The organism is Kitasatospora sp. NPDC058406, from assembly GCF_042722765.1.
Classification (GTDB): Bacteria; Actinomycetota; Actinomycetes; order Streptomycetales; family Streptomycetaceae; genus Kitasatospora.
Window position 1 is genome coordinate 21,302 of record NZ_JBHXKE010000026.1, and the last position, 22,300, is coordinate 43,601.

Below are 22,300 nucleotides of genomic sequence, written 5' to 3' on the forward strand. Positions count from 1 at the left end.
GGGGTTGGTGTCCGCCGCCGGGGGGCGCGTCGCGCCCGCCCCGCCCCGCGCGCCCACCCCCCCCCCCCCCCCCGGGGGGGGGGGGCGGGGGGGGGGGGGGGCGCCCCCCCCCCCGAAGCGCGGAAAGGCCCTCCCGAACCCCCCGTCCCCCGCCCACCCCCTGCGCTACTGTGTCGTCGGCCACCCGGCCGACGACCGGAAGATGGCCCCTTCCACCGATCGCAACGCTCGTGCACGACCTCACCGAAAGGTCCCGGCATGATCACTCGCAGATCGCTCCTCGGCGGTGCCGGCGCGCTGGCCCTCCCGCTGGCGGCCGTCCCCGCTCTCCCCGCCGTCGCCACGACCGCCGAGACCCGGCGACGGCGCTGGTCCCGGCTCTCCGGCCGTCTGCACGGCACCCTCGTCCTCCCCGGCGACCCGGCCTACGGCGTCGCCAAGCAGATCGGCCAGGCCCGCTTCGACGCCGTCGAACCGGCCGCCGTCGCCTACTGCGCCGACGAGGCCGACGTCTCCCTCTGTCTCCGCTACGCCCAGGACCAGGACATCCCGATCGCCGTCCGCGCCGGCGGCCACAGCGGCGGCGGCTACTCCACCGGCACCGGGCTGGTGATCGACGTCTCCCGCCTCAACTCGGCCGCCGTCGCCGCCGACGGCTCGGCCACCTTCGGCGGCGGCACCCAGCTGGTCGACGTGACCAACGCCGTCGCCCCGTACGGCCTCGCGGTGTCCGGCGGGTTCTGTCCCACCGTCTCCCTGGGCGGCTTCCTCCAGGGTGGGGGGATCGGCCTGCTCACCCGGCACGTCGGCATCTCCAGCGACAAGGTGACCTCCGCCCGTGTGGTGCTGGCGAACGGCAGGACGGTCACCGCCTCGCCGGACGACCACGACGACCTGTACTGGGCGCTGCGCGGCGGCGGTGGCGGCAATTTCGGTGTCGTCACCTCCTACACGGTGAAGGCCGTCCCGCTGGCCACACTGACCCTGGCCAACCTCTCCTGGACCTTCGACCACGCGGTCGACCTGCTCGACGCCTGGGCGCACTGGCTGCCCGACGCCCCTCGGACGCTGGGCGGCGGCGCCGTGGTCGGTCTCCCCGCCGCCCCCGGTGCGCCCCCGTTCATCTCGGTGCTGATCGGTTCGGTCGGCACCGAGGCCGAACTCTCGGCGGAGATCGGCCGGTTGGTCTCGCTGGTCGGCGCGGTCCCGGCCTCCCGGAACAGCTTCACCGCGCCGTACCGCTCCGTCATGATGGGCCTCTACGGCTGCGGGTCCTTCACCCAGGAGCAGTGCCACCGGGCGGGCACCGGTCCGGCCGCCGTACTGGCCCGGCCGACCGCCGCGGTGGACCGGGGCAGGCTGTTCGACGGGCCTCCGCCCCGCGCGGTCTGGGAGGCCGCGATCGGCCGCCTCGGCACCGACCGGCAGGCGGGCCAGCAGCGGATGGTCCAGCTGAGCGCGCTGGGCGGCGCGGCCAACGACCCGGCACGGACCGCCACCGCGTACGTCCACCGCGACGCGCAGTTCAACGCGAGCTTCGGCGCGGTCATCGCCACCGGCCCGGTGGACGAGGCCGCGGTCGCCGCCGCCCGCGGCTGGGTGGACGGCGGGTTCGCGCTGCTCGACCCGCACTCCGGCGGCGAGAGCTACCAGAACTTCATCGACCCCGGTCTGCCGGACTGGCAGCGCGCCTACTACGGAGAGAACTATCCGCGACTGGTCGCGGTGAAGCACCGGTACGACCCGCACCGGCTGTTCTCGTTCCCGCAGGCCATCGGCACCCGTCCGCGGCCCGGGGGCCGGGGCTGAGGTCGGTCCCGGCCCCGGCGGGGTGCGAAATCCGGCCGGGGCCGGGGCGGCGAGCGGGCACAATGGCCTATGACAGCCGGCCTCCGCTGCGGGGGCCGGGGGCGTGTCGATTGGAGGCCCGGGTGAGCGATCTTCCGCGCAAGGCAATGACCCGCACGGCAAGACTCGCCGCCCTGCCGCTGGGGATAGCCGGCCGGGCCACTCTCGGGCTGGGGAAGCGGATCGGCGGACGCTCGGCCGAGGTGGTGACGGCCGAACTGCAGCAGGCGACCGCCGACCAGCTCTTCAAGGTCCTGGGCGAACTCAAGGGCGGGGCGATGAAGTTCGGGCAGGTGCTGTCCGTCTTCGAGGCCGCGCTGCCCGAGGAGGTGGCGGGCCCGTACCGGGCGGCGCTGACCAAGCTGCAGGACGCCGCGCCGCCGATGCCCGCCGCCACCGTGCACACGGCGCTGGAGCAACGGCTGGGCAAGGACTGGCGGAAGCTGTTCCGGGAGTTCGACGAGCGTCCGGCCGCGGCTGCCTCGATCGGCCAGGTGCACCGGGCGGTCTGGCACGACGGGCGCGCGGTCGCGGTCAAGGTGCAGTACCCGGGGGCGGGGGACGCGCTGCTCGCGGATCTCACGCAGCTGAGCCGGGTGGCCTGGTTGCTGGGTCCGCTGATTCCGGGGCTGGACATCAAGCCGCTGATCACCGAGCTGCGTGAGCGGGTCGCCGAGGAGCTGGACTACGAGCTGGAGGCGCAGGCCCAGGAACGCCATGCCGAGGAGTTCGCGAACGACCCGGAGATCGTGGTGCCGGGTGTCGTGGCGCAGGCCGACCAGGTGCTGGTGTCGGAGTGGATGGACGGCACGCCGCTGTCCGAGGTGATCACGAGCGGCACGCAGGAGGAGCGGGACCGGGCGGGCCGGCTGCTGGCACGGTTCCTGTTCGCCGGTCCGTCGCGGACGGGGTTGCTGCACGCCGACCCGCACCCGGGCAACTTCCGGCTGCTGAAGGACGACGGCCCGGTGGAGGGCTGGCGGCTGGGGGTGCTGGACTTCGGGACGGTGGACCGGTTGCCGGGCGGGCTCCCCGCGCCGATCGGGGCGTCGCTGCGGATGGCCCTGGCCGGGGACGCGACGGGTGTGCTGGCGATGCTGCGGGAGGAGGGCTTCGTGAAGCCCTCGATCGAGCTGGATCCGGACGCGGTGCTGGACTACCTGCTGCCGATGATCGAGCCCGCGGCCGTGGACTCGTTCCACTTCACCCGGGCGTGGATGCGGGCGCAGGCGGCGCGGATCGCCGATCCCCGGTCGCCGGCGTACAACCTGGGCAAGCAGTTGAACCTGCCGCCGTCCTACCTGTTGATCCACCGGGTGACGCTGAGCACGATCGGGGTGCTCTGCCAGCTGGGGGCGAAGGCGCCGTTCCGGGCGGAGATGCTGGAGTGGCTGCCGGAGTTCGCGGAGGAGCCGCCGGCCCCGGCGAAGCGGCGGGGGCCGGCCAAGAAGGGCTGAACCGCTCGGCAGTACGCCGCTCCGCGCCGCGCGGCGGAGGGCACGGCCGCGCGCGACGCCCCGGCTCGGCGCAGTGCCCGGCGGAGCGTCCGGCGGACGACCGCCCGCTCGGATCGTGCGACAACGCCGCAGGCCGCCCCCCGGGTACGGGGGGCGGCCTGCGGCACGACGGGGGTCCGGCGGTGGCCGGGGCGGTGTCGGCGGTGCGACGGCACCGGGACGACTGCGTCCGCGCGACTACATCAGCGCGACGGCGAGGGCCTTGCGGGCACGCATCGAGGCCCGCTCGGCCTTCTGCTTGAGCCGGTGGGCCCGGGCGACCCGGACGACGAGTCGTTGGTGCTCCGCCTCCTGGAGGCGCTCTTGCATATGGGCGCGAGCCAGGGATTCGTGGAGAAGTTGCATTTCGAGGGTCCTGTTCTGGATCTGACGTTCGGTGGTCTGCTCTGCGCGGACGGTGGGATCGACGGCGGCGGCGGTCATGTGGTGGTCCTGCTCGTGGTGCGTTGTCGGGAAGGGGTGGACGCGGGCCGTGTCGGCCTTGGCGGCGGCGATGCGTACGGAGCGGCGGAGGGCGCTGTCCAGCGGGGGCTGCTCTCCCCGGCGGACGGCCTCGGCTCCGAACACGGGGTTCACGCCGCGACCTCGGTCTTGCGCGGGCGGCCACGCGGCCGCTTGCGGGCCACGACGACACCCTGGACGAAGAGCTCGCCGCCCCAGACGCCCCAGGGCTCGCGGCGCTCCAGGGCGCCGGTGAGACAGGCGTCCTTGACGGGGCAGGTGCCGCAGAGGGACTTCGCGTACTCGACGTCGGCGGGCGTCTCGGCGAAGAAGACCTCGGGGTCGAAGGCGCGGCACGGCACGGGGAGACCGAGCTCTTCGGCCTGGTCGATCGAGGTGATCTGCATGGGGGAAACCTCCGGAGGGTCGGCCTGGTCGGCCTGGATCTGGTTCGTCGGCGGTACGGACGGGGTGGGCGGTGTGATGACCGTGGACACTGTGGGCGTCTTCCTCGTCTTTTCAGTGGGTCCGGCTCAGCTGACTGGTGGGGCTGGGCCGGAGGCCCCGGAGGGCCTGGGTGGTCGTGCGTACCGGACAAAACAGAAGGGCCGCGGATCCCGGTGTGACGGGTTCCGCGGCCCTGGAGGTGCCGACCTGAGGCTGGCTCAGGTTCGTTCTCTCCAGGGTTCAGGCCCGCGGAAGGCCCGCATCCGGATGGCCGTGGCGCCGGTAAAGGCGGCCATGGCGTGCTTGATCTGCTGCTCGTTCTGCTTCTGGGTGTTTCCGGCACCGACGACCTGCGCATAGTCGCCATGCATGGCGACTACAGCTGCCTTCGGTGCCTGGATCGGTCGCTCATCACGCGGGGAGCGCGACGCATCGACCGACGCCCAGTCACGGGACAGACCGCCTTCGACACTGGTGCCGTCGAGGTTGCCGCCATTGATGCCGGTGCTGCCGAGGTCAGTTTGGCCAAGGCCACTGACAGCGAGGGCGGGGGTGGCGGGAACGACGGAGACACCGGTGGTGTCGAGGCCCAGACCGGTTCCGCACAGCTCAGCGAGTGCCCGCAGGTGGGCGGCGCGCAGGAGGGCAGCGTCGGCGGTCTGGCCAGTCATTTTGGTGATCATGATGGTTCCCACTGCCTTCGCCTCCTCTCGGCGTCTCGCGGAGCCTGGTCTCCCGGGCTCCGAACTGTTCGGATGTCTGTCTCGGTGAAGCTGGTTCGAGCTGGTCAAGCTGGTGTGTGGCTGGTGGGCGCAGGAGACAGTGGCACAGGCGTCACCCCGTGCGACCGCGTTCCCCTTGACCGCTCCGGCAGGCTATTGCGCTCCCGGTACGGCGCGCAAACTATTTTTCCGGCGAGTTTCCCGACGGTCTCCGCGGCATCTCACGACGCCGGCTGTGATCGCCCCGGACCGGCTCACACCGGTTCGTCCGACCGGTCGTCCTCGACGTCCGCCGGATCCTCCTCGGGCTCCTCCCCCGCACACAACGAGAGCACGGCGGCCCCGTATTTGTCCAGCTTCATGGCACCGACTCCGGAGATGACGGCCAGCTCCTGACGGGTGCCGGGGACGTCCTCGGCGATGGCCATCAGCGTGGCGTCGGTGAAGACGACGTAGGCCGGGGCCCCCTGCTTGCGGGCCTGGGCGGCCCGCCACTCGCGCAGCCGTTCGTACAGCGCCTCGTCCATGGTGGACGGGCAGGTCTCGCAGCGGCGGAGCTTGCGCTCGACGGCCTCGGTGAGGGCACGGTCGCAGACCCGGCACTTGACCGGTCCGCGGGCCCGGCGGGCGGCGGAGCGCTCGCCCGCCTCGACGCCGCCGCGTCCGCCGCGGCCCGCGGAGCGGGCGCCGGGGGCGCTGGAGCCGGGGCGCAGTCCGTCGAGGAAGCGGCTGGGCTTGCGGGAGGCCCGGCCGCCGGGGGAGCGGGAGAGCGCCCAGGAGAGGGAGAGGTGCTTGCGGGCGCGGGTGACGCCGACGTAGAGGAGGCGGCGCTCCTCCTCGACCTGCTCGTCGGTCTTGGCGTAGATGATCGGCAGGGTGCCCTCGGTGAGGCCGACGAGGAAGACGGCGTCCCATTCGAGGCCCTTGGCGGCGTGCAGGGAGGCGAGTGTGACGCCCTCGACGGCGGGGGCGTGCTGGGCGGCGGCGCGGGCGTCGAGTTCGGCGACGTAGGCGGCGAGGTCGCCGGCCAGGCCCTCGGCGGTCCGGGTGCGTTCGAACTCCTCGGCGAGGCGGACGAGCGCCGCGAGGGACTCCCAGCGGTCGCGGACGGCCCCGGAGCCGGCCGGCGGCTCGGCGGTGAACCCGCGGGTGGCGAGGACGGCGCGAACCTGGCCGGCGAGGTCGGGGGCGTCGTCGGTGAGCGGGTCGGAGCCGGCCCGGGCGGCGCCGCGCAGCAGGACGCCGGCGTCGCGGACCTCGGGCCGTTCGAAGAACCGCTCGGCACCCTTGAGCTGGTAGGGGACGCCGAGGTCGGCGAGGGCCTGCTCGTAGACCTCGGACTGGCCGTTGGTGCGGAAGAGCACGGCGACCTCGCTGGCGCGGACGCCGGCGGCGAGGAGGTCCTTGATCCGGCGGGCGGTGGTCTCGGCCTCGGTCGGCTCGTCCTCGTACTCGGTGTAGACCGGCTCGGGGCCGGCCTCGCGCTGGGAGACGAGTTCGAGGCGGTGCCGGGCGGCCTCGCCGCGGGCCTGGGAGAGCAGCCCGTTGGCGAGGTGGACGACCTGCGGGGTGGAGCGGTAGTCGCGGACCAGCTTGACGACCGTCGCCTCGGGGTGGCGGGTGCGGAAGTTGAGCAGGTAGTCCGGGGTGGCGCCGGTGAAGGAGTAGATGGTCTGGCTGGCGTCGCCGACGACGCACAGGCTGGCGCCGCCGCCGGGTCCGGTCCACTGGTCGAGGAGGCGCTGCTGGAGCGGGGAGACGTCCTGGTACTCGTCGACGGTGAAGTGCCGGTACTGGGACCGGACCTGGTCGGCGATGTCGGGGCGGTCCTCCAGGATGGCGGCGGTGAGCAGCAGGACGTCCTCGAAGTCGATGACGCCGCGGCGGGTCTTGGCCTCTTCGTAGACGCGGTAGACCTGGGCGGTCTCGGCCGGGTCCCGGGGGGCCTCGCGGCCGGACTTCTGGACGGCGGCGGGGTAGTCGTCGGGGCCGATCTGGGTGACCTTGGCCCATTCGATCTCGGCGGTGAGGTCGCGCAGTTCGGTGCGCTGGACGCGCAGGCCGCAGCGGCTCGCGGCCTCGGCGACCAGCTGGACCTTGCGTTCCAGCAGCTGGGGCACCGGTCCGCCGACGGCGCGCGGCCAGAAGTACTGGAGCTGGCGGAGGGCGGCGGCGTGGAAGGTGCGGGCCTGGACGCCCTCGGCGCCGAGCTGGCGCAGGCGGCCGCGCATCTCGCCGGCGGCGCGGGCGGTGAAGGTGACCGCGAGGACCTGCTGGGGCTGGTAGACACCGCTGCGCACGCCGTAGGCGATGCGGTGGGTGATGGCCCGGGTCTTGCCGGTGCCGGCTCCCGCGAGGACGCAGACGGGCCCGTGCAGGGCGGTGGCGACGGCCCGCTGTTCGGGGTCGAGCCCGGCGAGGACCGCGTCGGGACCGGTGGCGTCGTATCGGCCGGACCGGTCGCTGCCGTGGTCGTCGAACGGAATGCCGCTCAAGAGGTCTTCCTGCATGCGTTCCATCCTCTCAGCCCGCTCGGACAACCGGGGAGCGGTTGTCCACAGGTGCGGTGTGATCGCAGGATGATCGCTGCGCGGTCCGGCGGGTTGTCGCACTTGAGGGCGCGTTCCCTTCGCCGCACGCCGGGGTGTGCTTCTCCGCGACCGCGCGGAACGACGCGGGGCCGCCGGCCGGGGCGCGGAATGACCGCCGTACGGCGGACGTTCTCCTCCTGGAACCGTACGCCCCTCTCTCTTTCGAAGGAGTCCCCCCGATGTCCGGCAGCGTGACGATGTACAGCACGACCTGGTGCGGCTACTGCAACCGGCTCAAGAGCCAGCTGGACCGTGAAGGCATCGGCTACACCGAGATCAACATCGAGGACGACCCGGCGTCGGCGTCCTTCGTCGAGTCGGTGAACAACGGCAACCAGACCGTCCCGACGGTGCTGGTGCAGCCGACGGGCGGCGGCGAGCGGGTCGTGATGACCAACCCGAGCCTGCTCCAGGTGAAGAAGGCCCTGGCGGCCTGAGGTCCGCGGGCCCGGGCACGGCGCGCTACGGCGCGTCGGCCCGGGCCGGGTCGACGGGTGCGGCGGGCGCGGGCAGCGACGCCCGGGCGGCGAGGTCGCCGATGCCGTAGACCAGCCGGCTGCGGTCGGCGGAGTAGCGGGTCTCGATGACCCGGACCGGCCCGCGGCGGTCGTACGTGACCCGGGTCTGGACCACCAGCGGCACGCCGGGGCCGCCCTGGAACCACTGGGCCTCCTCGGGGCCCGGCATCCGCGCGACCAGGTGGTCGACCGCGCCGATCTCGGTGCGTCCGAGGGCGGCGAGCACCGCCTCGTCACCGCCGTCGATCTGGTCGGGCTCCATCAGCGGGGTGCCGGCGGCGAGGCCCGCCCGGTAGTGGCTCTCCTCGATGGAGTAGGGCTCGCGGTCGAGCAGGCGCAGCTGGCGGCGGACGACGATCGCCTCGCCGGGGCGCAGGCCGAGCCGTTCGGCGATGTCGATCCGGGCCCGGACGATCATCATCTCGAAGTCGACGGTGAGCTCGCGTCCGGCGTCGGCGGCCTCGCCGCGGTAGACGGCACTGGGGACGGCCAGGCAGTCGCGCGGGCCGTCCTCGGCCCCCGGGGCACCCGGCACTCCCGTGGTCCCCGTCGCCGCCGTGCTCCCCGACGCCGCCGAGGCCACCAGGGCCCCGGAGAGCCCGGGCATCCCGACGGACCCGACGGATCCGGAGAGCCCGGAGGACCCGGCGGCGCCCGACGGTCCGGCCGGCCCCGGCAGGCTGGGGCGGACGTCGCGGCCGGGCGCGGGCCCGTAGGCGCGGTGGTCGAGCACCGGGTGCTCGCGCAGGTAGGTCCCCTTGCCCTGGAGCCGGACCAGGCGGCCTTCGTTGACCAGCACGTCGACGGCCAGCCGGACGGTGTTGCGGGCGACCCCGTACTGGCGTTCCAGTTCGCTCTCGACCGGGAGGGCGGCCTCGGTGGTGAACTCGCCCTCGGCGATCCGTCGGCGCAGGTCTGCGGCGAGGCGCTGGTATTTGGGGGATTGGGCGGTGCCCCGTGGGATTGTCACCCGAGAGAATGTAGCGAGGGCGGCGACGGGCTTTCAGGCGTTTGCGACAAAGTCGCCCGGGATCGGTGACGGCGGCCGGCACCCGCGCACGTGCCGTACTGGACAGGGCCGCTCCGGTTACGAACATCGGAAGCCGGCGGTTTCGGAAGGAATATTGGGGGCGCACGGAACTGGTCCGCGCGCCCCCAATATCAAGAACGCTTCAATCCACTCGAATTACGGCCGGGCCGTTACACCCGGGCCCGTTACACCCGGGCCGTTACGCCCGGCCCGTTACACCCGAGCCGGTGCCGCCCGGCCCGTCGGCCTTCGAGCCCGTCGCCACCGGCCCCCGGTGACTACCAGCGGGCCGCCGACGGCAACGGCTCCCCGTACCAGAGCTCGACCAGGTGCCGGGCGATCGAGATCCCCGACGGCGGCAGGATCTCCCCCGCCGCCATCCCGGCCCGCAGCTCCTCCCGGGAGAACCAGCGCGCCTCGGCCAGTTCCTCGCCGTCCACGGTGATCGTGGTGCCCGCCGGGTCCGCCTTGCCCATGAAGCCGAGCATCAGGCTGGACGGGAACGGCCACGGCTGGCTGGCCACGTAGGAGACGGCGGAGACCCGGACCCCGGCCTCCTCGTACACCTCGCGGACGACCGCCTGCTCGATCGACTCCCCCGGCTCGACGAAGCCGGCCAGCGTCGACCAGCGTCCCTCGGGCCAGAGCGCCTGGCGGCCGAGCAGGCAGCGGTCCTCGTCGTCGGTGATCATCATGATCACCGCCGGGTCGGTGCGCGGGTAGTGCTCGGCCGCGCAGGACGTGCACCGCCGCACGTGACCGGCCCCGGCCTTCTCGGTCGGGTGGCCGCAGCGCGAGCAGAAGCTGTGCAGCCGGTGCCAGTGCTCCAGCGCGACGGCGTGCACCAGCAGCCCGGCGTCCCGGCCGGAGAGCAGGGCGCCGACCTCGCGCAGCCCGGCCGGGCGGGCGTCGCCGTCCAGCCGGCCCGGCAGGCTCTCGCCCGCCAGCGCGAAGTAGGAGACGCCGTCCTCGTCGGTGCCGAGGAAGTACCGGTCGCCGGTCTGCGGCGCCTCGAAGGAGGGCATCAGGACCAGCTCGGTCCCCTGCCCGGTGTCGACCACGAAGGCCTCGCCGCCGGCGATCGGCAGCACCTTGGTGGTCGGGTGGCTCCAGGCGGCCGCCAGCCAGGGTTCGTCGAACCGGTGCTGGGCCGCCCGGTCCACCCCGGCCCGGGCCAGCGCCAGGTGCAGCGGGTGTTCGGTCTCAGGCACGGTGCTCAACTGTTTCCATCCCCACGTGATGTGTCTTCCGGACGGTTCGGGTTCACTCGCTCGCGCTGCCCGGCCGCCAGTTCTCGGCCAGGTCGGCCCAGAGGTAGGCGGCGGTCTCCACACCCTTGGCCAGCAGGTCCAGCTCGACCTTCTCGTCGACCGAGTGCCAGCCGTCCGAGGGCACCGAGATGCCGAGGAACAGCACCGGCGCGCCGAGCACGTCCTGGAGGTCGGCGGCCGGGCCGGAGCCGCCCTCCCGGGTGAAGAGGATCTTCTGTTCGAAGGCCCGCCCCATCGCCCGGACGGTGGACTGCAGCGCCAGGTGGTCGAGCGGGGTCAGGCAGGGCCGGGTCGCCCCCGGGAAGACCAGCTCGTACCGGATGCCCGCCGGGACCCGGTCGGCCGCCCAGGCGCGGACGGCCTCCCGGACCTTCTCCACCTCCTGTCCGGCGACCAGCCGGAAGGAGAGCTTGAGGTGGGCCGAGGAGGGCACGATGGTCTTGCCGCCGGGGCCGGTGTAACCGCCCCAGATGCCGTTGACCTCGGCGGTCGGCCGGGCCCAGATCCGCTCCAGGGTGGAGTAGCCGGCCTCGCCGAGGGTGCCGTACGACTTGGCGACCCTCAGCCACTGCGCCTCGTCGAAGGGCAGCTCGGCGAAGAGCTCGCGCTCGCGCTCGGTCAGTTCGATCACGCCGTCGTAGAAGCCGGGGACGGCGACCCGGCGGTCCGCGTCGTGCAGGCCGGCGGCCAGGTCGGCGGCGACGGCGGCCGGGTTGGGCACGGCGCCGCCGAACGAGCCGGAGTGGATGTCGGTGTCCGGCCCGTACAGGTCGATCTGGGCGTCGGCCAGGCCGCGCATGCCGGTGCAGACGGTCGGCGTGGTCTCGGACCACATCCCGGTGTCCGAGATGATCACCACGTCGGCGGCGAGCCGCGCGGCCTCGCGCCGGACCAGGTCGGCGAAGTGCGGCGAGCCGGACTCCTCCTCGCCCTCGATCAGCAGCTTGAGGTTGACGGCCGGCGCGGTGCGGCCGGTGGCGGCCAGGTGGGCCCGCACCCCCAGGGTGTGGAAGAAGACCTGGCCCTTGTCGTCGGCGGCGCCGCGGGCGAACAGCTGCTTCCCGACCACGGTCGGCTCGAACGGCTCGGTCGCCCAGCCGTCCTCCTTGGCCGCCGGCTGCACGTCGTGGTGCCCGTAGACCAGCACGGTCGGCGCGGACGAGTCCCCGGACGGCCACTCGGCGAAGACCGCCGGCAGGCCGTCCGTCTCCCAGACCTCGGCCACCGGGAAGCCGGTGTCGCGCAGCTTCGCGGCCAGCCACTCGGCGGAGCGGCGCACGTCGTCGGCCCGGCCGGGGTCGGCGGAGACCGAGGGGATGCGGAGCCAGTCGGCGAGGTCCGCGAGGAAGGCGGCCTGGTGCTGGTCGATGAAGGCGCGGACGACGCTGTCCGGAGTTCTCGTCATACGGACGACTTTAGTTCGCCCGCGCGGGTCGGACGGGCCCCGGTCCCGGCCGGTGGACACCGGAAGGCCTGTAACGTCCGTCACCCCCGGCCGCAGGGGGGCGGCGACCGGGGGCGACGGGGGCGGGAGGACGGTGCTCAGCCGGAGCGCCGCAGCAGTGAGATCCGCGAGCGGGTGAGCAGTGCGGCCAGCGCCACCGCGAGCAGCGGCAGCAGGACCACGGTGGCCCCGACGTTGAGCCAGGGGAAGACCACGACGCCCTTGGCGGTCTCCTCCTGGAGGCTCATCCCCGGGTAGGCCTGCGCGGCGGCCTCGACCTTGCGCAGCGCCACGGCGGGCACGACCCCGGCGACGGCACCGAGCAGGGCGCCCATCGCGGCGATGACGCCGCACTGGAAGCCGGAGAGGGTGCGCCGGACCCGGGGCGCGGCGCCGACCGCCGCGAGGGTGGTCAGGTCCCGCTGGGAGTCGGCGGCGGCGAGACCGGTGGCGATGCCCGCGGCGCCGAGGGCGACCAGGCCCGCGAAGGCGGTGAGCCCGAGGGAGATCAGGTCGTTCTCCGACCGGTAGCCGCGCTCGACCTCGAAGTCGGTGCCGTCGGACAGCTTGGCGAGCGCGCCGCGGACCTTCTGCTCCGCCCGGTCGGTCGGCGCGGTCCCGGGCAGCCAGACCGAACCGGAGTCGCTGGTGGTGAGACCGAGGCGGACGGCGGTGTCGGCGCCGAGCACGGCGTCGCCGCCGGCCTGGACCGGCGCTTCGACGTGGACGGCGTCGACGGTGACGGGGTGGACGACCGGCTCCCGGTCGGGGGTGACCGGCTGGTTCGGGTCGTCCGGCTCGGTGAGTTCGAACGTCACCTTCCCGTCCTTGATGTAGCGCTGGTCGAAGACCACGACCTTGCCGGCGGCGAGCGCCTGGGCGCCGGCCGGGTCGGTGGCGCCGTAGAGGTTGCGCAGCAGGTTGCCGTCGCCGGCCTGGACGCTCCCGAAGGAGCTGCCGCGGAAGACGTACGCCGAGCGGCAGCGCGGGTCCTCGCGGAGCAGCCGCTCGGCCTCGCCGTCGATCATGACGGACCGCTTGCCCCAGACCGGGCAGCGCAGTTCCTCGGGCAGGACGATGCCGACGTGGCCGCAGGAGCCGTTGGTGGCCCGGCAGTCGCCCTTGTAGTTGACGCGCCGGACGTCGGCGCGCTCGCCGAGGGCGGGGATGTTGTCCTGCACGGCGCCGCGCAGCTGCGGGAGCATCGAGCCGTCGGAGGCGGCGCCCCAGCCGTTGGTGACGATGACCGCGTTGGCCGGGCCGGCGGCGGTGTACTCGCGCCGGTGCTGCTCGTCGCTGCTGGCGCCGTAGATGCCGACGGCGACGGAGCCCGCGACGGCGGCCATCACGGCGGCGACCGCGGGGGCGGTGCGGCCGCGGTGGCGGACGGAGTCGCGCAGGGCGAGGCGGGGGCCGAGCGGCAGCCAGCGGCCGATCCGGCCGAAGAGGCCGACCAGGTAGGGGGTGAGGGCGACCATGCCGAGTTCGGCGACGGCCGAGCCGCCGAGGACGGCCGTCGAGCGGCTGCCGAAGCCGCCGGTGGCGCCGAGCAGGGCGAGGGCGGAGCCGGCGCCGAGCATCGCCAGGCCGAGCAGGGCGAGCTTGCGGCTCGGCGGCTTGAGGCTGTCGCGGCCGGTGAGCGCGGCCACGACGTCCTGGCGGGAGGCCTGGACGGCGGGGACGACGGCCGCGAGCAGGCCGGTGACCAGGCCGATCAGCAGGATGCCGAACAGGTCGACCGGCTGCAGGTCGAAGTGGCCGAACCGCTCCCCGGCGTAGCTCTCCGCGGAGGTGCGCAGCGCGGCCACCAGGCCGATGCCGGTGACGAGGCCGACGGCCGCGCCGGTGAGGCCGAGGACGACACCGCCGCCGAGGACGACGGCGCGGACGTTGGCGCGGTCACCGCCGCCGGCGGCGAGCAGGCCGAGCTGCCGCCGGGAGCGCCGGGCACCGACGGCGAAGGCGGGGCCCGCGAGGAGCACGATCTCCAGCAGGGCCATGCCGACGACGGTGGCGAGGATGACGACGGAGGTCTTGTCGAGGAACGGGGTCGCGCCGCCGCCCCGGCGGTCCTGGTAGTCGTAGAACGGCACCTCGGAGCGGGCCGGCGGGTCGAGCATGACGGCGCGGGAGCTGACGGTGAATCCGTGCTTGTTGAGCTCCTGGACCTTGGCCCAGTCGACGACGCCGCCGGCGGGGAGCTTGACCAGCCAGCGGTCGTCGGAGCCCGAGGAGGAGCCGCGGCCCCGGTTCGCATCGGCGCCGGGCAGTTTGCCGAGCGGGTCGATCAGGGCGCCGGGCCGGGCGACGACGGCGGCGGTGCGCAGGTCGCCGGGGTACTCGGCGACACCGGTGATGGTGTACGGGGTGGCTTCGAGGCCGCGCGGGGCGGTCCGGTCGCCGATCCGCAGCCCGGAGCGGTCGAGGAAGTCCCGGGTGACGGCGACCTCGTGGTCGGCGCTCGGGGCGCGGCCCCCGACGAGGTCGATCCGTCCGCGCCAGACCGGGTCGGTGAGGTCGGCCTCGACGGTCTTGACGTTGACGAGGCCGTCGCGGGTGCTGCTGGCGGTGTAGGGGCCCTGGCGCACGGGGACGAGGGTGGCGCCGGCCGGCAGGAGCTGCTTGACGAGTTCGCCGGGCTCGGTGGCGAGGCTGCGCTTCTGCTCGGGGGTGTGGACGGGCTGCCCGTTCTCCTTCTTGGCCTCCTCGGCGCTCTCCAGGTGGAAGTCGGACTCCGGGTCCGGCGGCTGGAGCACGATGGAGCCGCGTTCGAGCAGGCGGATCTCGGCGGCGGACCGGCCCATGGTGCGGACGACCTTCTCGCCCGGGTCGAGTTCGGCGCTGCGGAAGACGACGTCGGCGCCGGCCACGCCGAGGACCGGCAGGGCGACCATGGCGACGACGAGGGCGCTGCGGCCCTTGGCGCGCAGGGCGTCACGGCGGGCGATGCGCAGGGCGACCCGCCAGGCGCTGAGCTTCACTGCTCCACCGGGCCCTTCGCGTTGGCGGCGGCGGCGACGAGGAGGCTGCCGGCGTCCTGGCTGACGCTCTCGTCGACCATGCGGCCGTCGCGGAGGAACACGACGCGGTCGGCCCAGGCGGCGTGCCGGGGTTCGTGGGTGACCATCATGGCGGCGGCGCCCTCGTCGCAGCGGGCGCGCAGGACGGCGAGGACCGACTCGCCGGTGGTGGAGTCGAGGGCGCCGGTGGGCTCGTCGGCGAGGACGAGGCGGCGGTCGCCGATGAGGGCGCGGGCGATGGCGACGCGCTGCTGCTGGCCGCCGGACATGTCGTCGGGGAAGCGGTCGGCGAGTTCGGGGATGCCGAGCTCTTCGAGGGCGACGAGGGCCTCGCGGCGGGCGGCGCGGCCGGAGAGGCCGTCGAGTTCACGCGGGAGGGAGATGTTCTCGGCGGCGGTGAGGGCCGGTATCAGGTTGTAGTCCTGGAAGACGTAGCCGACGGATCGGCGGCGGACCTCGGCGAGCCGCTTGCGGTCGAGTCCGCCGAGGGCGACGCCTTCGACGAGGACCTGGCCGTCGGTGGGGGTGTCCAGGCCGCCCGCGAGGGTGAGCAGGGTGGACTTGCCGGACCCGGACGGGCCCATGACGGCGACGAACTCCCCGGGGTGGACCTTGAGGTCGACGCCGCGCAGCGCCCGCACCTCGCCGGCGCCCTGCCCGTGGACGCGGGTGACGTTGTCCAGGTGCAGGACGGGCTTGCGGCCGTCCCTGGTCGGATCGGTGTGGGACACGATTCCCCCTGCTGTGGTGGGGCCCGCCGCATCGTGTGGTGCGGCCGGGCCGGTGGTTCGTCGGTGCGTACGGTGTCGGGGTCCGTACGGGGTGGGCCGCCGGGGCGGCTCAGGCCGTGGTGCGGCGGCGTCCGATCCGGCGGGGCGCGGGCGCCGGCGCGGGGTCGTTCTGCCGGTTCTCGGCGGCGCGGGCCTGTTCGATCTCGGCGCGCTGGGCGAGCCGGGTCTCGCAGTGGTCGAGCCAGCGGACCTCGGCCTCGGTCTGGAAGATGAGCTGTTCGAGGACGAGCAGCCAGGCCAGGTCGGCGCCGGTGCCGTCGTACGTCGCGGCCGTCCCGCCGGTGGCGGTGGGGCGGCTCTCGCCGGCGAGGGCGCGGCCCTTGAGCCGGGTGTAGTCCTGGAGCGCCTTGATGCTGTGCCGGCGCTGGCTCTGGACGACGGCGGGCACGTCGACGCCGGGGACGGTGACGGCCATGGCGAGCTTGATGGCGAGCTCGTCGCGGGGCGGGTTGGTGCGCGGCACCGGGCTGTCGAACCAGGCGTGCAGTTCGGCCCGGCCGGCGTCGGTGACGGCGTAGAACTGGTGCCCTTCGTCGTCCTCGCCGGCGGGGACGACCAGTCCGTCGCGTTCCAGGCGGGCGAGGGTGGTGTAGACCTGGCCGACGTTGAGCGGCCAGGTGGCGCCGGTGCGCGCCTCGAACTCGGTTCTCAGCTGGTAGCCGTAGCGCGGCCCCTGGTCGAGCAGGGCGAGCAGGCCGTGACGGATGGACATACCGAGTATGTATACCGGGTATGCCCGGCAGGTCAAGCCGAGCCCCCCGCGGCCGAGCCGCGCCGGGGCCGTACCGGCCGCTCCCGCGCCCGCCGGGGACCGGGCCGCGCACCGGCCCCCGGCGAGCGGGTACCGTCGTGCGGTGTGAGCCAGTTGCGCATCGCCACCTTCAATCTGCTGCACGGTCAGCCCCTCGCCCCGGACGGCGCCCCCCGCCCCTACCCGGCCGACCCCGGCGGGCCGCTGGCGGAGGCGGTGGCCGCACTGGACGCCGACGTGCTGGCCCTCCAGGAGGTGGACCGGCACCAGGCCCGGTCCGGCGGCACCGACCAGGCCGCCGTCGCCGCCAAGGCGATGGGCGCGGCCGACTGGCGGTTCGCCGCCGCCCTGCACGGCCGGCCCGCACCGGTGGCCGGCTGGGTGCCCGACCTCTCGGTGCCCGCCGGGATCCAGGTCTACGGGCCGGGCGAGGTCGGCGACGACGCCCCGCCCGCGTACGGCACGGCGCTGCTGACCCGACTGCCGGTGCTGCACTGGCGGGCCCGCCGGTTCGCGCCCGCCCCGTTCGGGCTGCCGCTGCGGGTGGCCGGACGCCGCGGGCTCACCCCCGTCCCCGACGAGCCGCGGGCCGCGCTGGCCGCGGTGCTGGAGGGCGGGAACGGACCGTTCACCGTGGTGGCGGCGCACCTGTCGTTCGTGCCCGGCTGGAACATGGCGCAGCTCGCCGGGATCCGGCGCTGGATCGCCGACCTGCCGCAGCCGTACCTGGTGCTCGGCGACTTCAACCTGATCGGCGCGGTGCCGCGCACCGTCCTGGGCTCGGCGGCGGCGCTGGACCGCACCGCGCCCCGCGCGAAGGTCCGCGAACTGCGGGCGGCCCGGCGGGCCCGGCCGCAGTTCACCGACGCCCGCCGGCGCCGGGTGCGCGAGCCGCGGGCCCGGCTGCAGGGCTGGTACGACCTCGCCCGCACGCCCACCTACCCGTCGCACCGGCCGGCGGTCCAGTTCGACCACGTGCTGGCGATCGGCGTGCCGCGCGCCGCCGTCGGCCCGGCAGCCGCTCCGCTCACCGGGGTCTCGGACCACCGGCCGCTGGTGGTGGAGGCCTCACTCTGACCGACCGCCGGGGGCCGGGGCGGCCGGCCCCGCCACCGCCGGACGGGAGAGCTGGCCGTTCTGGTGCGGGACGTGCGGGACGTTCGCGGCCGGGTCCGGCCGGTCGGCGACCGGCTGCGGGTCGTACTGGAGCAGCAGCATGGCGGCGTCGTCGCCGAGCTGGCGGCCGACGTGGCGGACCACGTCCTCGTGCAGGCGGCGCAGCACGTCGGCCGGGCGTCCGTCGGCGCAGACCGGGAGCCGGTCCGCGAGCGGGTAGAAGACGCCGGCCCGGTCCCGCGCCTCGATGACGCCGTCGGTGAAGAGCAGCACCCGGTCGCCGTGGCGCAGCGGGACGCGGTGCACCGGCGGCCGGACGTCGGCGGGGTCGAGGACGCCGAGCGGGGGCACCGTCTCGGCGAGTTCGAGCGGCCGTACCGGTTCGGTCCCGCGCAGCAGCAGCGGGGCCGGGTGGCCGCAGTTGACGATCTCGGCGGTGCCGTCGGACCGGACGCCGATCAGGACGAGGGTGACGAACTCCTCCTCCACGCCCGGGTGGTCGTTCTCGTGCAGGGCGCGGTCGAGGCTGACGGCGAGCCAGCCGGCCACCCGGTCGAGGGCGGCCTCCTGGTGGGCGGCCTCGCGGAAGGCGCCGAGCACGGCGGCGGCGGTCTCGACGGCGCCGAGCCCCTTGCCGCGGACGTCACCGACCACGGCCCGGACGCCGTGCCGGGTGTTGACGACCTCGTAGAGGTCGCCGCCGATCCTGGCGTGCGCGGCGGCGGCCTCGTAGTGGACGGCCGCCTTGACGGTGCCGACCCGCTCGGGCACGGGCCGGAGCAGGACCCGTCGGGCGATCGAGGCGACCAGCTGGGCGTCGGCGAGGAGCTGTTCCTGGCGCAGCCGCAGGGTGGCGCTGACCCACCCGATCGCGGCGACCAGGACGATGGCGAAGACGGTGGCGCTGTGCACGGACTCGCCGAGCACGTCGTTGTGGAAGGCCATCAGGAAGGCGGCGGCCTCGGTGCAGGCGCCGATGGCCAGCGGGTACCAGGTGCGCCGGCTGACCACGGCGGCCAGGGCGGGGACGGCGGTGAGCGCCGGTTCGACGGTGACGGCGGCGTCGGTGAAGTAGTCGAGGACGACGACCAGCGCCATGCCGATGAACGGCAGCGTGAGCGCCGTCCTCGGCCAGGTGCCGGTCGCGCCGGGTGCGGTTCCCGGGGTCGGCCCGGCGAACCGTTCTCTGATCCATCCGGTCGCGCTCAACTTCGGTCTCTCCAGCAGAAGACGCCGATGCCCGGGGGGCACCTGCGGTGATGACTGAGGGTTAGGGAATGCGGGCGTCGCTGGCGGCCGGAGCACGGGGGTTGACCGGTTACCGACCCCACAATAGGCGCGAAACGTGCACTACGCACAGGTTTCGCCCGATGCCGTGATGACTTGAATGCTCTCCGTGACTCATTCTTCACTGTTCCCGATCAGGAGCCGTTCCAACTCTTTTCGGTCGGGAAGTCCTGCGGGTTGTTCGATCCGGCCACTGCGGACGTACAGGAAGGAGGCCGTGACCTGCTCCAGGGGAACGCCGGCCTGTTCGGCCCAGGCGAGCCGGTAGACGGCGAGTTGGAGCGGATCGGCGGTCTCCTCGCGGTGCGTCTTCCAGTCCACCACTTCGTAGCGTGACGCGCCGCCGAATTCTGACCCGCCGTCACCGTCACGGTAGACCGCGTCGATCCGGCCGCGCACCACCCGGCCCGCCAGCACCAGATGGAACGGCGCCTCGACCCGGTGCGGCTCCCGGTCCGCGTACGGCGTGCGCAGGAACGCCTCCTTGAGCCGCTCCAGGTCCCGCTCGTCCTCGATGCCGTCGTCGTCGGCGCCGGGCAGCGCCTCCGGCCCGATCAGCATCAGCGGCTCGATCCGGGACTGCACCCAGGCGTGGAAGCGGGTGCCGCGGCGGGCGGCGGGCTGCGGCGGGCGCGGCATCGGCCGGGCCAGGTCGTGCGCGAAGCCGTCCGGGTCTGCGGCCAGGCGCAGCAGCTGGGTGGCGGACAGCGAGGCCGGCAGCGGCACCTCCCGCACACCGCGCCGGAAGCGCTCCAACTCTCCCGTCAGCGCCTTCAGATCACGGTCCCAGGAGTCGACCAGGCGGCGGTCCTCGGGGGCCATCGGGCCAGGTTCGGGGGCGGGCTGCCCGGCGAGCCGCCCGAGCACCACCTCGGCGACCCGGCGGCGGGCGTGCTGGGCGGCCGGGTCGAGCGGCAGCGGCCAGGGGCGTTCGACGGGCGAGGCCAGCGCCGGGTTCTCGGCGCCCTTGGCCGGCTGCTCGGCCCAGTGCTCGATCTCGCCGTTGCCGGGCTCCTCGCAGTGGTCGCGCACCTGCTCCAGGAAGGCGGACGGGCCGCGCGGGGTCTTCTGGCTGGGCCCCCACCAGTGGCCGGAGGCGAGCAGCAGGGCCCGCGGCCGGGTGAAGGCCACGTAGCCGAGGCGCAGTTCCTCGGTGCCGGAGTGTTCGGCGAGCGCGGCCTTGAACGCGGTCATCGACTTTCCGGTCCAGCCGTCGCGCACGTCGGGCAGGGTGGCCCCGTCGCCGCGCAGGGCGTGCGGGAGGACGCGCTTGGTGCTGGTCCAGCGCTCGCGCGCGGTGGAGGACGGGAAGGCGCCGCGGACCAGGCCGGGGACGGCGACGACGTCCCACTCCAGCCCCTTCGACTTGTGCGCGGTGAGCACCTTGACGGTGTCCTCGCCGCCGGGGAGGCCGGCGTCGAGGCCGCGGTCGTGCTCCTGGGCGGCGCGCAGGAAGCCGAGGAAGGCGGCCAGGCCCGGGTCGCCGTCGAGGTCGGCGAAGGAGGCGGCGACGTCCAGGAAGGCGTGCAGGGTCTCCCGGCGGCGGGCGGCCAGCGCCTGCGGCGAGGCCGCGAGTTCGACCTCCAGGCCGGTCGCGGCGAGGACCCGGTGCAGCACGTCCATCAGCGGCTCCGCCAGCGAGCGGCGCAGGTCGCGCAGTTCGCGGGCGAGCCGGGCGAAACGCACCCGGGCCTCGGGCGAGAACGGCAGTTCGTCGGGCTGGTCGCGGTCGAGGAAGGTCTCCAGCGCGTCGGCCAGCGAGACCACCTCGGTGGGGTCGGTCTCGGCGACGGCGGCGGCCAGCGGTTCGACGCCGTCGGGCCGGGCGGTGCGGACCAGGTCGGCGGCGCGCCGGCCGAGCAGGGCGAGGTCGCGCGGGCCGATCCGCCAGCGCGGGCCGATCAGCAGCCGGACCAGGGCGGCGTTGGCGGTGGGGTCCTGGAGCACCTCGCAGACCGCGACCAGGTCCGCGACCTCGGGCAGGTGGAGCAGCCCGCCGAGGCCGACCACCTCGACCGGCACGTCGCGGGCGACCAGCGCGGCGTGGATGTCGGGGAAGGCCGCGCCGCCGCGGCAGAGCACCGCGATCCGGCCGGGCGCGGTGCCGGTGCGCACGAGGTGGGCGACCGAGTCGGCCAGCCAGTCGATCTCCTCGGCGTGGGTGGGCAGCAGCGCGGCCCGCACGAAGCCGTCGTGCTCGGCGCCGGGGGCCGGGCGCAGCGCCTCGACGCCCTCGTGCATCGCGCGCAGCGGCGCGGCCAGCCGGTTGGCGAAGGCGAGCAGCCGCCCGCCGCTGCGGCGGTTCTCGCTGAGCGCGTACCGGTCCGCCGGGGCGCCGTCGGCCCGGGGGAAGTGCCGGGGGAACTCGTCGAGGTTGGCGACGGAGGCGCCGCGCCAGCCGTAGATGGCCTGGCAGGGGTCGCCGACGGCGGTGACCGGGTGTCCGGACGGGCGGCCGTCCGGGCCCGCGCCGAAGAGACCGGCGAGCATGAGCCGCTGGGCGACCGAGGTGTCCTGGTACTCGTCGAGCAGGACCACCCGGAACTGGCCGCGCAGCAGGGCGCCGACCTCGGGGCGCTGCTGGGCGAGCCGGGCGGCGGCGGCGATCTGGTCGCCGAAGTCCATCAGCCCGGCGGTGGCCTTGCGGCGCCGGTAGTCCTCGACCAGGCGGAGCAGTTCCAGGCGGGCCCGGGCGGCGGTGGGGACGGCCCGCAGGTCGTCGTTGGTGAGCCTGGCGGTGGCGAGGGTGTCGAGCAGTTCCTCGTCGAAGGCGCGCAGGGTGTCGGGGTCGACGAGGTGCTCGGCGAGTTCGCCGTCCAGCGCGATGAGGTCGGCGACGAGGTTGGCGAAGGTGCCGGTGAGGGCCGGGAAGGGGCCGCGGGCGGTGCGCAGCACCTTGGCGGCGAGCTGGAACCGGGTGGCGTCGGCGAGCAGGCGGACGTCGGGTTCGATGCCGATCCGCAGGCCGTGCTCCTTGAGGAGGCGGCCGGCGAAGGCGTGGTAGGTCGAGATCTCGGGTTCGCCGAGCGGTTCCTCGCCGGGGTCCGGAGCCCGCTCCCACCCGTCGGCCGAGGACACCCCCGGCCCGCCGAGGCGCAGCAGGGCGGTGCGGACGCGTTCGGCGAGCTCACCGGCGGCCTTGTTGGTGAAGGTGAGGCCGAGCACCTCCTCGGGGCGGACGGCGCCGGAGCCGACCAGCCAGACGACGCGGGCGGCCATCACGGTGGTCTTGCCGGAGCCGGCGCCGGCGACGATGACGGCCGGCTGGAGGGGGGCGCCGATGGCCGCCATCTGTTCCCGGTTGAAGGGGATGCCCAGCAGCTCCTTGAGCTGGTCGGGGTGGCTGAGCACGGCGGTCACCTCGTAACGGTAACGGGGGGTACGGACAGGTCGGGCCGTGCGGGAGGGCCGCTGTGGCGACCCTCACTGCCGCACCGGGCCCCGCCCGCCCTTCGTCGCACGGGCCGGGGACGCCCGAAGGCCCGGGCCACCGCGCCGGCCCGCGC

The 22,300-nt window shown here is 74.6% G+C and carries 16 protein-coding genes; 4 read left to right on the top strand and 12 right to left on the bottom strand.

Annotated features, from left to right (window positions below; translation table 11 throughout):
- Positions 1-258 precede the first annotated feature (258 nt).
- Together ACFWOG_RS07895 and ACFWOG_RS07900 are read left to right on the top strand one after the other, a co-directional pair.
- Positions 259-1,809, top strand: a complete 1,551-nt coding sequence (locus ACFWOG_RS07895; protein ID WP_329883144.1) for an FAD-binding oxidoreductase — start codon at positions 259-261, stop codon at positions 1,807-1,809.
- Between the two features lie 122 nt (positions 1,810-1,931).
- Complete coding sequence (locus tag ACFWOG_RS07900; protein WP_329883145.1) at positions 1,932-3,305, top strand: AarF/ABC1/UbiB kinase family protein; 1,374 nt, start codon at positions 1,932-1,934, stop codon at positions 3,303-3,305.
- Between the two features lie 237 nt (positions 3,306-3,542).
- On the opposite strand, the gene ACFWOG_RS07905 is transcribed toward ACFWOG_RS07900, so the two are convergent.
- The 4 genes from ACFWOG_RS07905 to ACFWOG_RS07920 all read right to left on the bottom strand — a co-directional run bounded on the left by ACFWOG_RS07905 (position 3,543) and on the right by ACFWOG_RS07920 (position 7,494).
- Positions 3,543-3,788 carry a hypothetical protein gene (locus tag ACFWOG_RS07905; RefSeq protein WP_380355913.1) on the bottom strand — a complete coding sequence of 82 codons (246 nt, stop codon included), beginning with the start codon at positions 3,786-3,788 and terminating at the stop codon, positions 3,543-3,545.
- Between the two features lie 149 nt (positions 3,789-3,937).
- The gene (locus ACFWOG_RS07910; protein WP_380355869.1) at positions 3,938-4,303 is read right to left on the bottom strand and encodes a WhiB family transcriptional regulator; all 366 of its coding nucleotides are present in this window, start codon (positions 4,301-4,303) and stop codon (positions 3,938-3,940) included.
- Positions 4,304-4,471: 168 nt separating this feature from the next.
- Positions 4,472-4,948, bottom strand: coding sequence for a hypothetical protein (locus ACFWOG_RS07915; RefSeq protein ID WP_380355872.1), 477 nt, complete (start codon positions 4,946-4,948; stop codon positions 4,472-4,474).
- A 281-nt stretch (positions 4,949-5,229) separates the two neighbouring features.
- Positions 5,230-7,494, bottom strand: coding sequence for an ATP-dependent DNA helicase UvrD2 (locus ACFWOG_RS07920; protein ID WP_380355875.1), 2,265 nt, complete (start codon positions 7,492-7,494; stop codon positions 5,230-5,232).
- Between the two features lie 251 nt (positions 7,495-7,745).
- On the opposite strand from ACFWOG_RS07920, the gene ACFWOG_RS07925 reads away from it, so the two are divergent.
- Positions 7,746-8,003, top strand: a complete 258-nt coding sequence (locus ACFWOG_RS07925) for a mycoredoxin (RefSeq protein ID WP_329883149.1) — start codon at positions 7,746-7,748, stop codon at positions 8,001-8,003.
- Positions 8,004-8,028: 25 nt separating this feature from the next.
- On the opposite strand, the gene ACFWOG_RS07930 is transcribed toward ACFWOG_RS07925, so the two are convergent.
- From ACFWOG_RS07930 to ACFWOG_RS07955, 6 genes are all read right to left on the bottom strand, one after another.
- Complete coding sequence (locus tag ACFWOG_RS07930; RefSeq protein ID WP_380355878.1) at positions 8,029-9,054, bottom strand: GntR family transcriptional regulator; 1,026 nt, start codon at positions 9,052-9,054, stop codon at positions 8,029-8,031.
- 338 nt (positions 9,055-9,392) lie between these two features.
- Positions 9,393-10,334, bottom strand: a complete 942-nt coding sequence (gene nudC / locus ACFWOG_RS07935; protein WP_380355880.1) for an NAD(+) diphosphatase — start codon at positions 10,332-10,334, stop codon at positions 9,393-9,395.
- Positions 10,335-10,377: 43 nt separating this feature from the next.
- Positions 10,378-11,790 (bottom strand): M20/M25/M40 family metallo-hydrolase, encoded by a 1,413-nt coding sequence (locus tag ACFWOG_RS07940; RefSeq protein ID WP_380355882.1) that lies wholly within the window; start codon positions 11,788-11,790, stop codon positions 10,378-10,380.
- Positions 11,791-11,927: 137 nt separating this feature from the next.
- On the bottom strand, positions 11,928-14,810 hold the full coding sequence (locus tag ACFWOG_RS07945) for an FtsX-like permease family protein (RefSeq protein ID WP_380355885.1): 2,883 nt from the start codon (positions 14,808-14,810) through the stop codon (positions 11,928-11,930).
- Positions 14,807-15,580, bottom strand: a complete 774-nt coding sequence (locus tag ACFWOG_RS07950) for an ABC transporter ATP-binding protein (protein WP_329883154.1) — start codon at positions 15,578-15,580, stop codon at positions 14,807-14,809. Before ACFWOG_RS07950 ends, ACFWOG_RS07945 begins: the two co-directional genes overlap by 4 nt.
- Before the next feature lie 109 nt (positions 15,581-15,689).
- Positions 15,690-16,352 (bottom strand): PadR family transcriptional regulator, encoded by a 663-nt coding sequence (locus ACFWOG_RS07955; RefSeq protein ID WP_380355888.1) that lies wholly within the window; start codon positions 16,350-16,352, stop codon positions 15,690-15,692.
- Positions 16,353-16,496: 144 nt separating this feature from the next.
- Between ACFWOG_RS07955 and ACFWOG_RS07960 the strand changes: the two genes are divergently transcribed.
- Positions 16,497-17,468 (top strand): endonuclease/exonuclease/phosphatase family protein, encoded by a 972-nt coding sequence (locus ACFWOG_RS07960; protein ID WP_329883156.1) that lies wholly within the window; start codon positions 16,497-16,499, stop codon positions 17,466-17,468.
- On the opposite strand, the gene ACFWOG_RS07965 is transcribed toward ACFWOG_RS07960, so the two are convergent.
- On the bottom strand, positions 17,460-18,716 hold the full coding sequence (locus ACFWOG_RS07965; RefSeq protein WP_329883157.1) for a PP2C family protein-serine/threonine phosphatase: 1,257 nt from the start codon (positions 18,714-18,716) through the stop codon (positions 17,460-17,462). The genes ACFWOG_RS07960 and ACFWOG_RS07965 overlap by 9 nt on opposite strands.
- A 192-nt stretch (positions 18,717-18,908) precedes the next feature.
- Positions 18,909-22,154, bottom strand: coding sequence for a UvrD-helicase domain-containing protein (locus tag ACFWOG_RS07970; protein ID WP_380355892.1), 3,246 nt, complete (start codon positions 22,152-22,154; stop codon positions 18,909-18,911).
- Between the last annotated feature and the right edge of the window lie 146 nt (positions 22,155-22,300).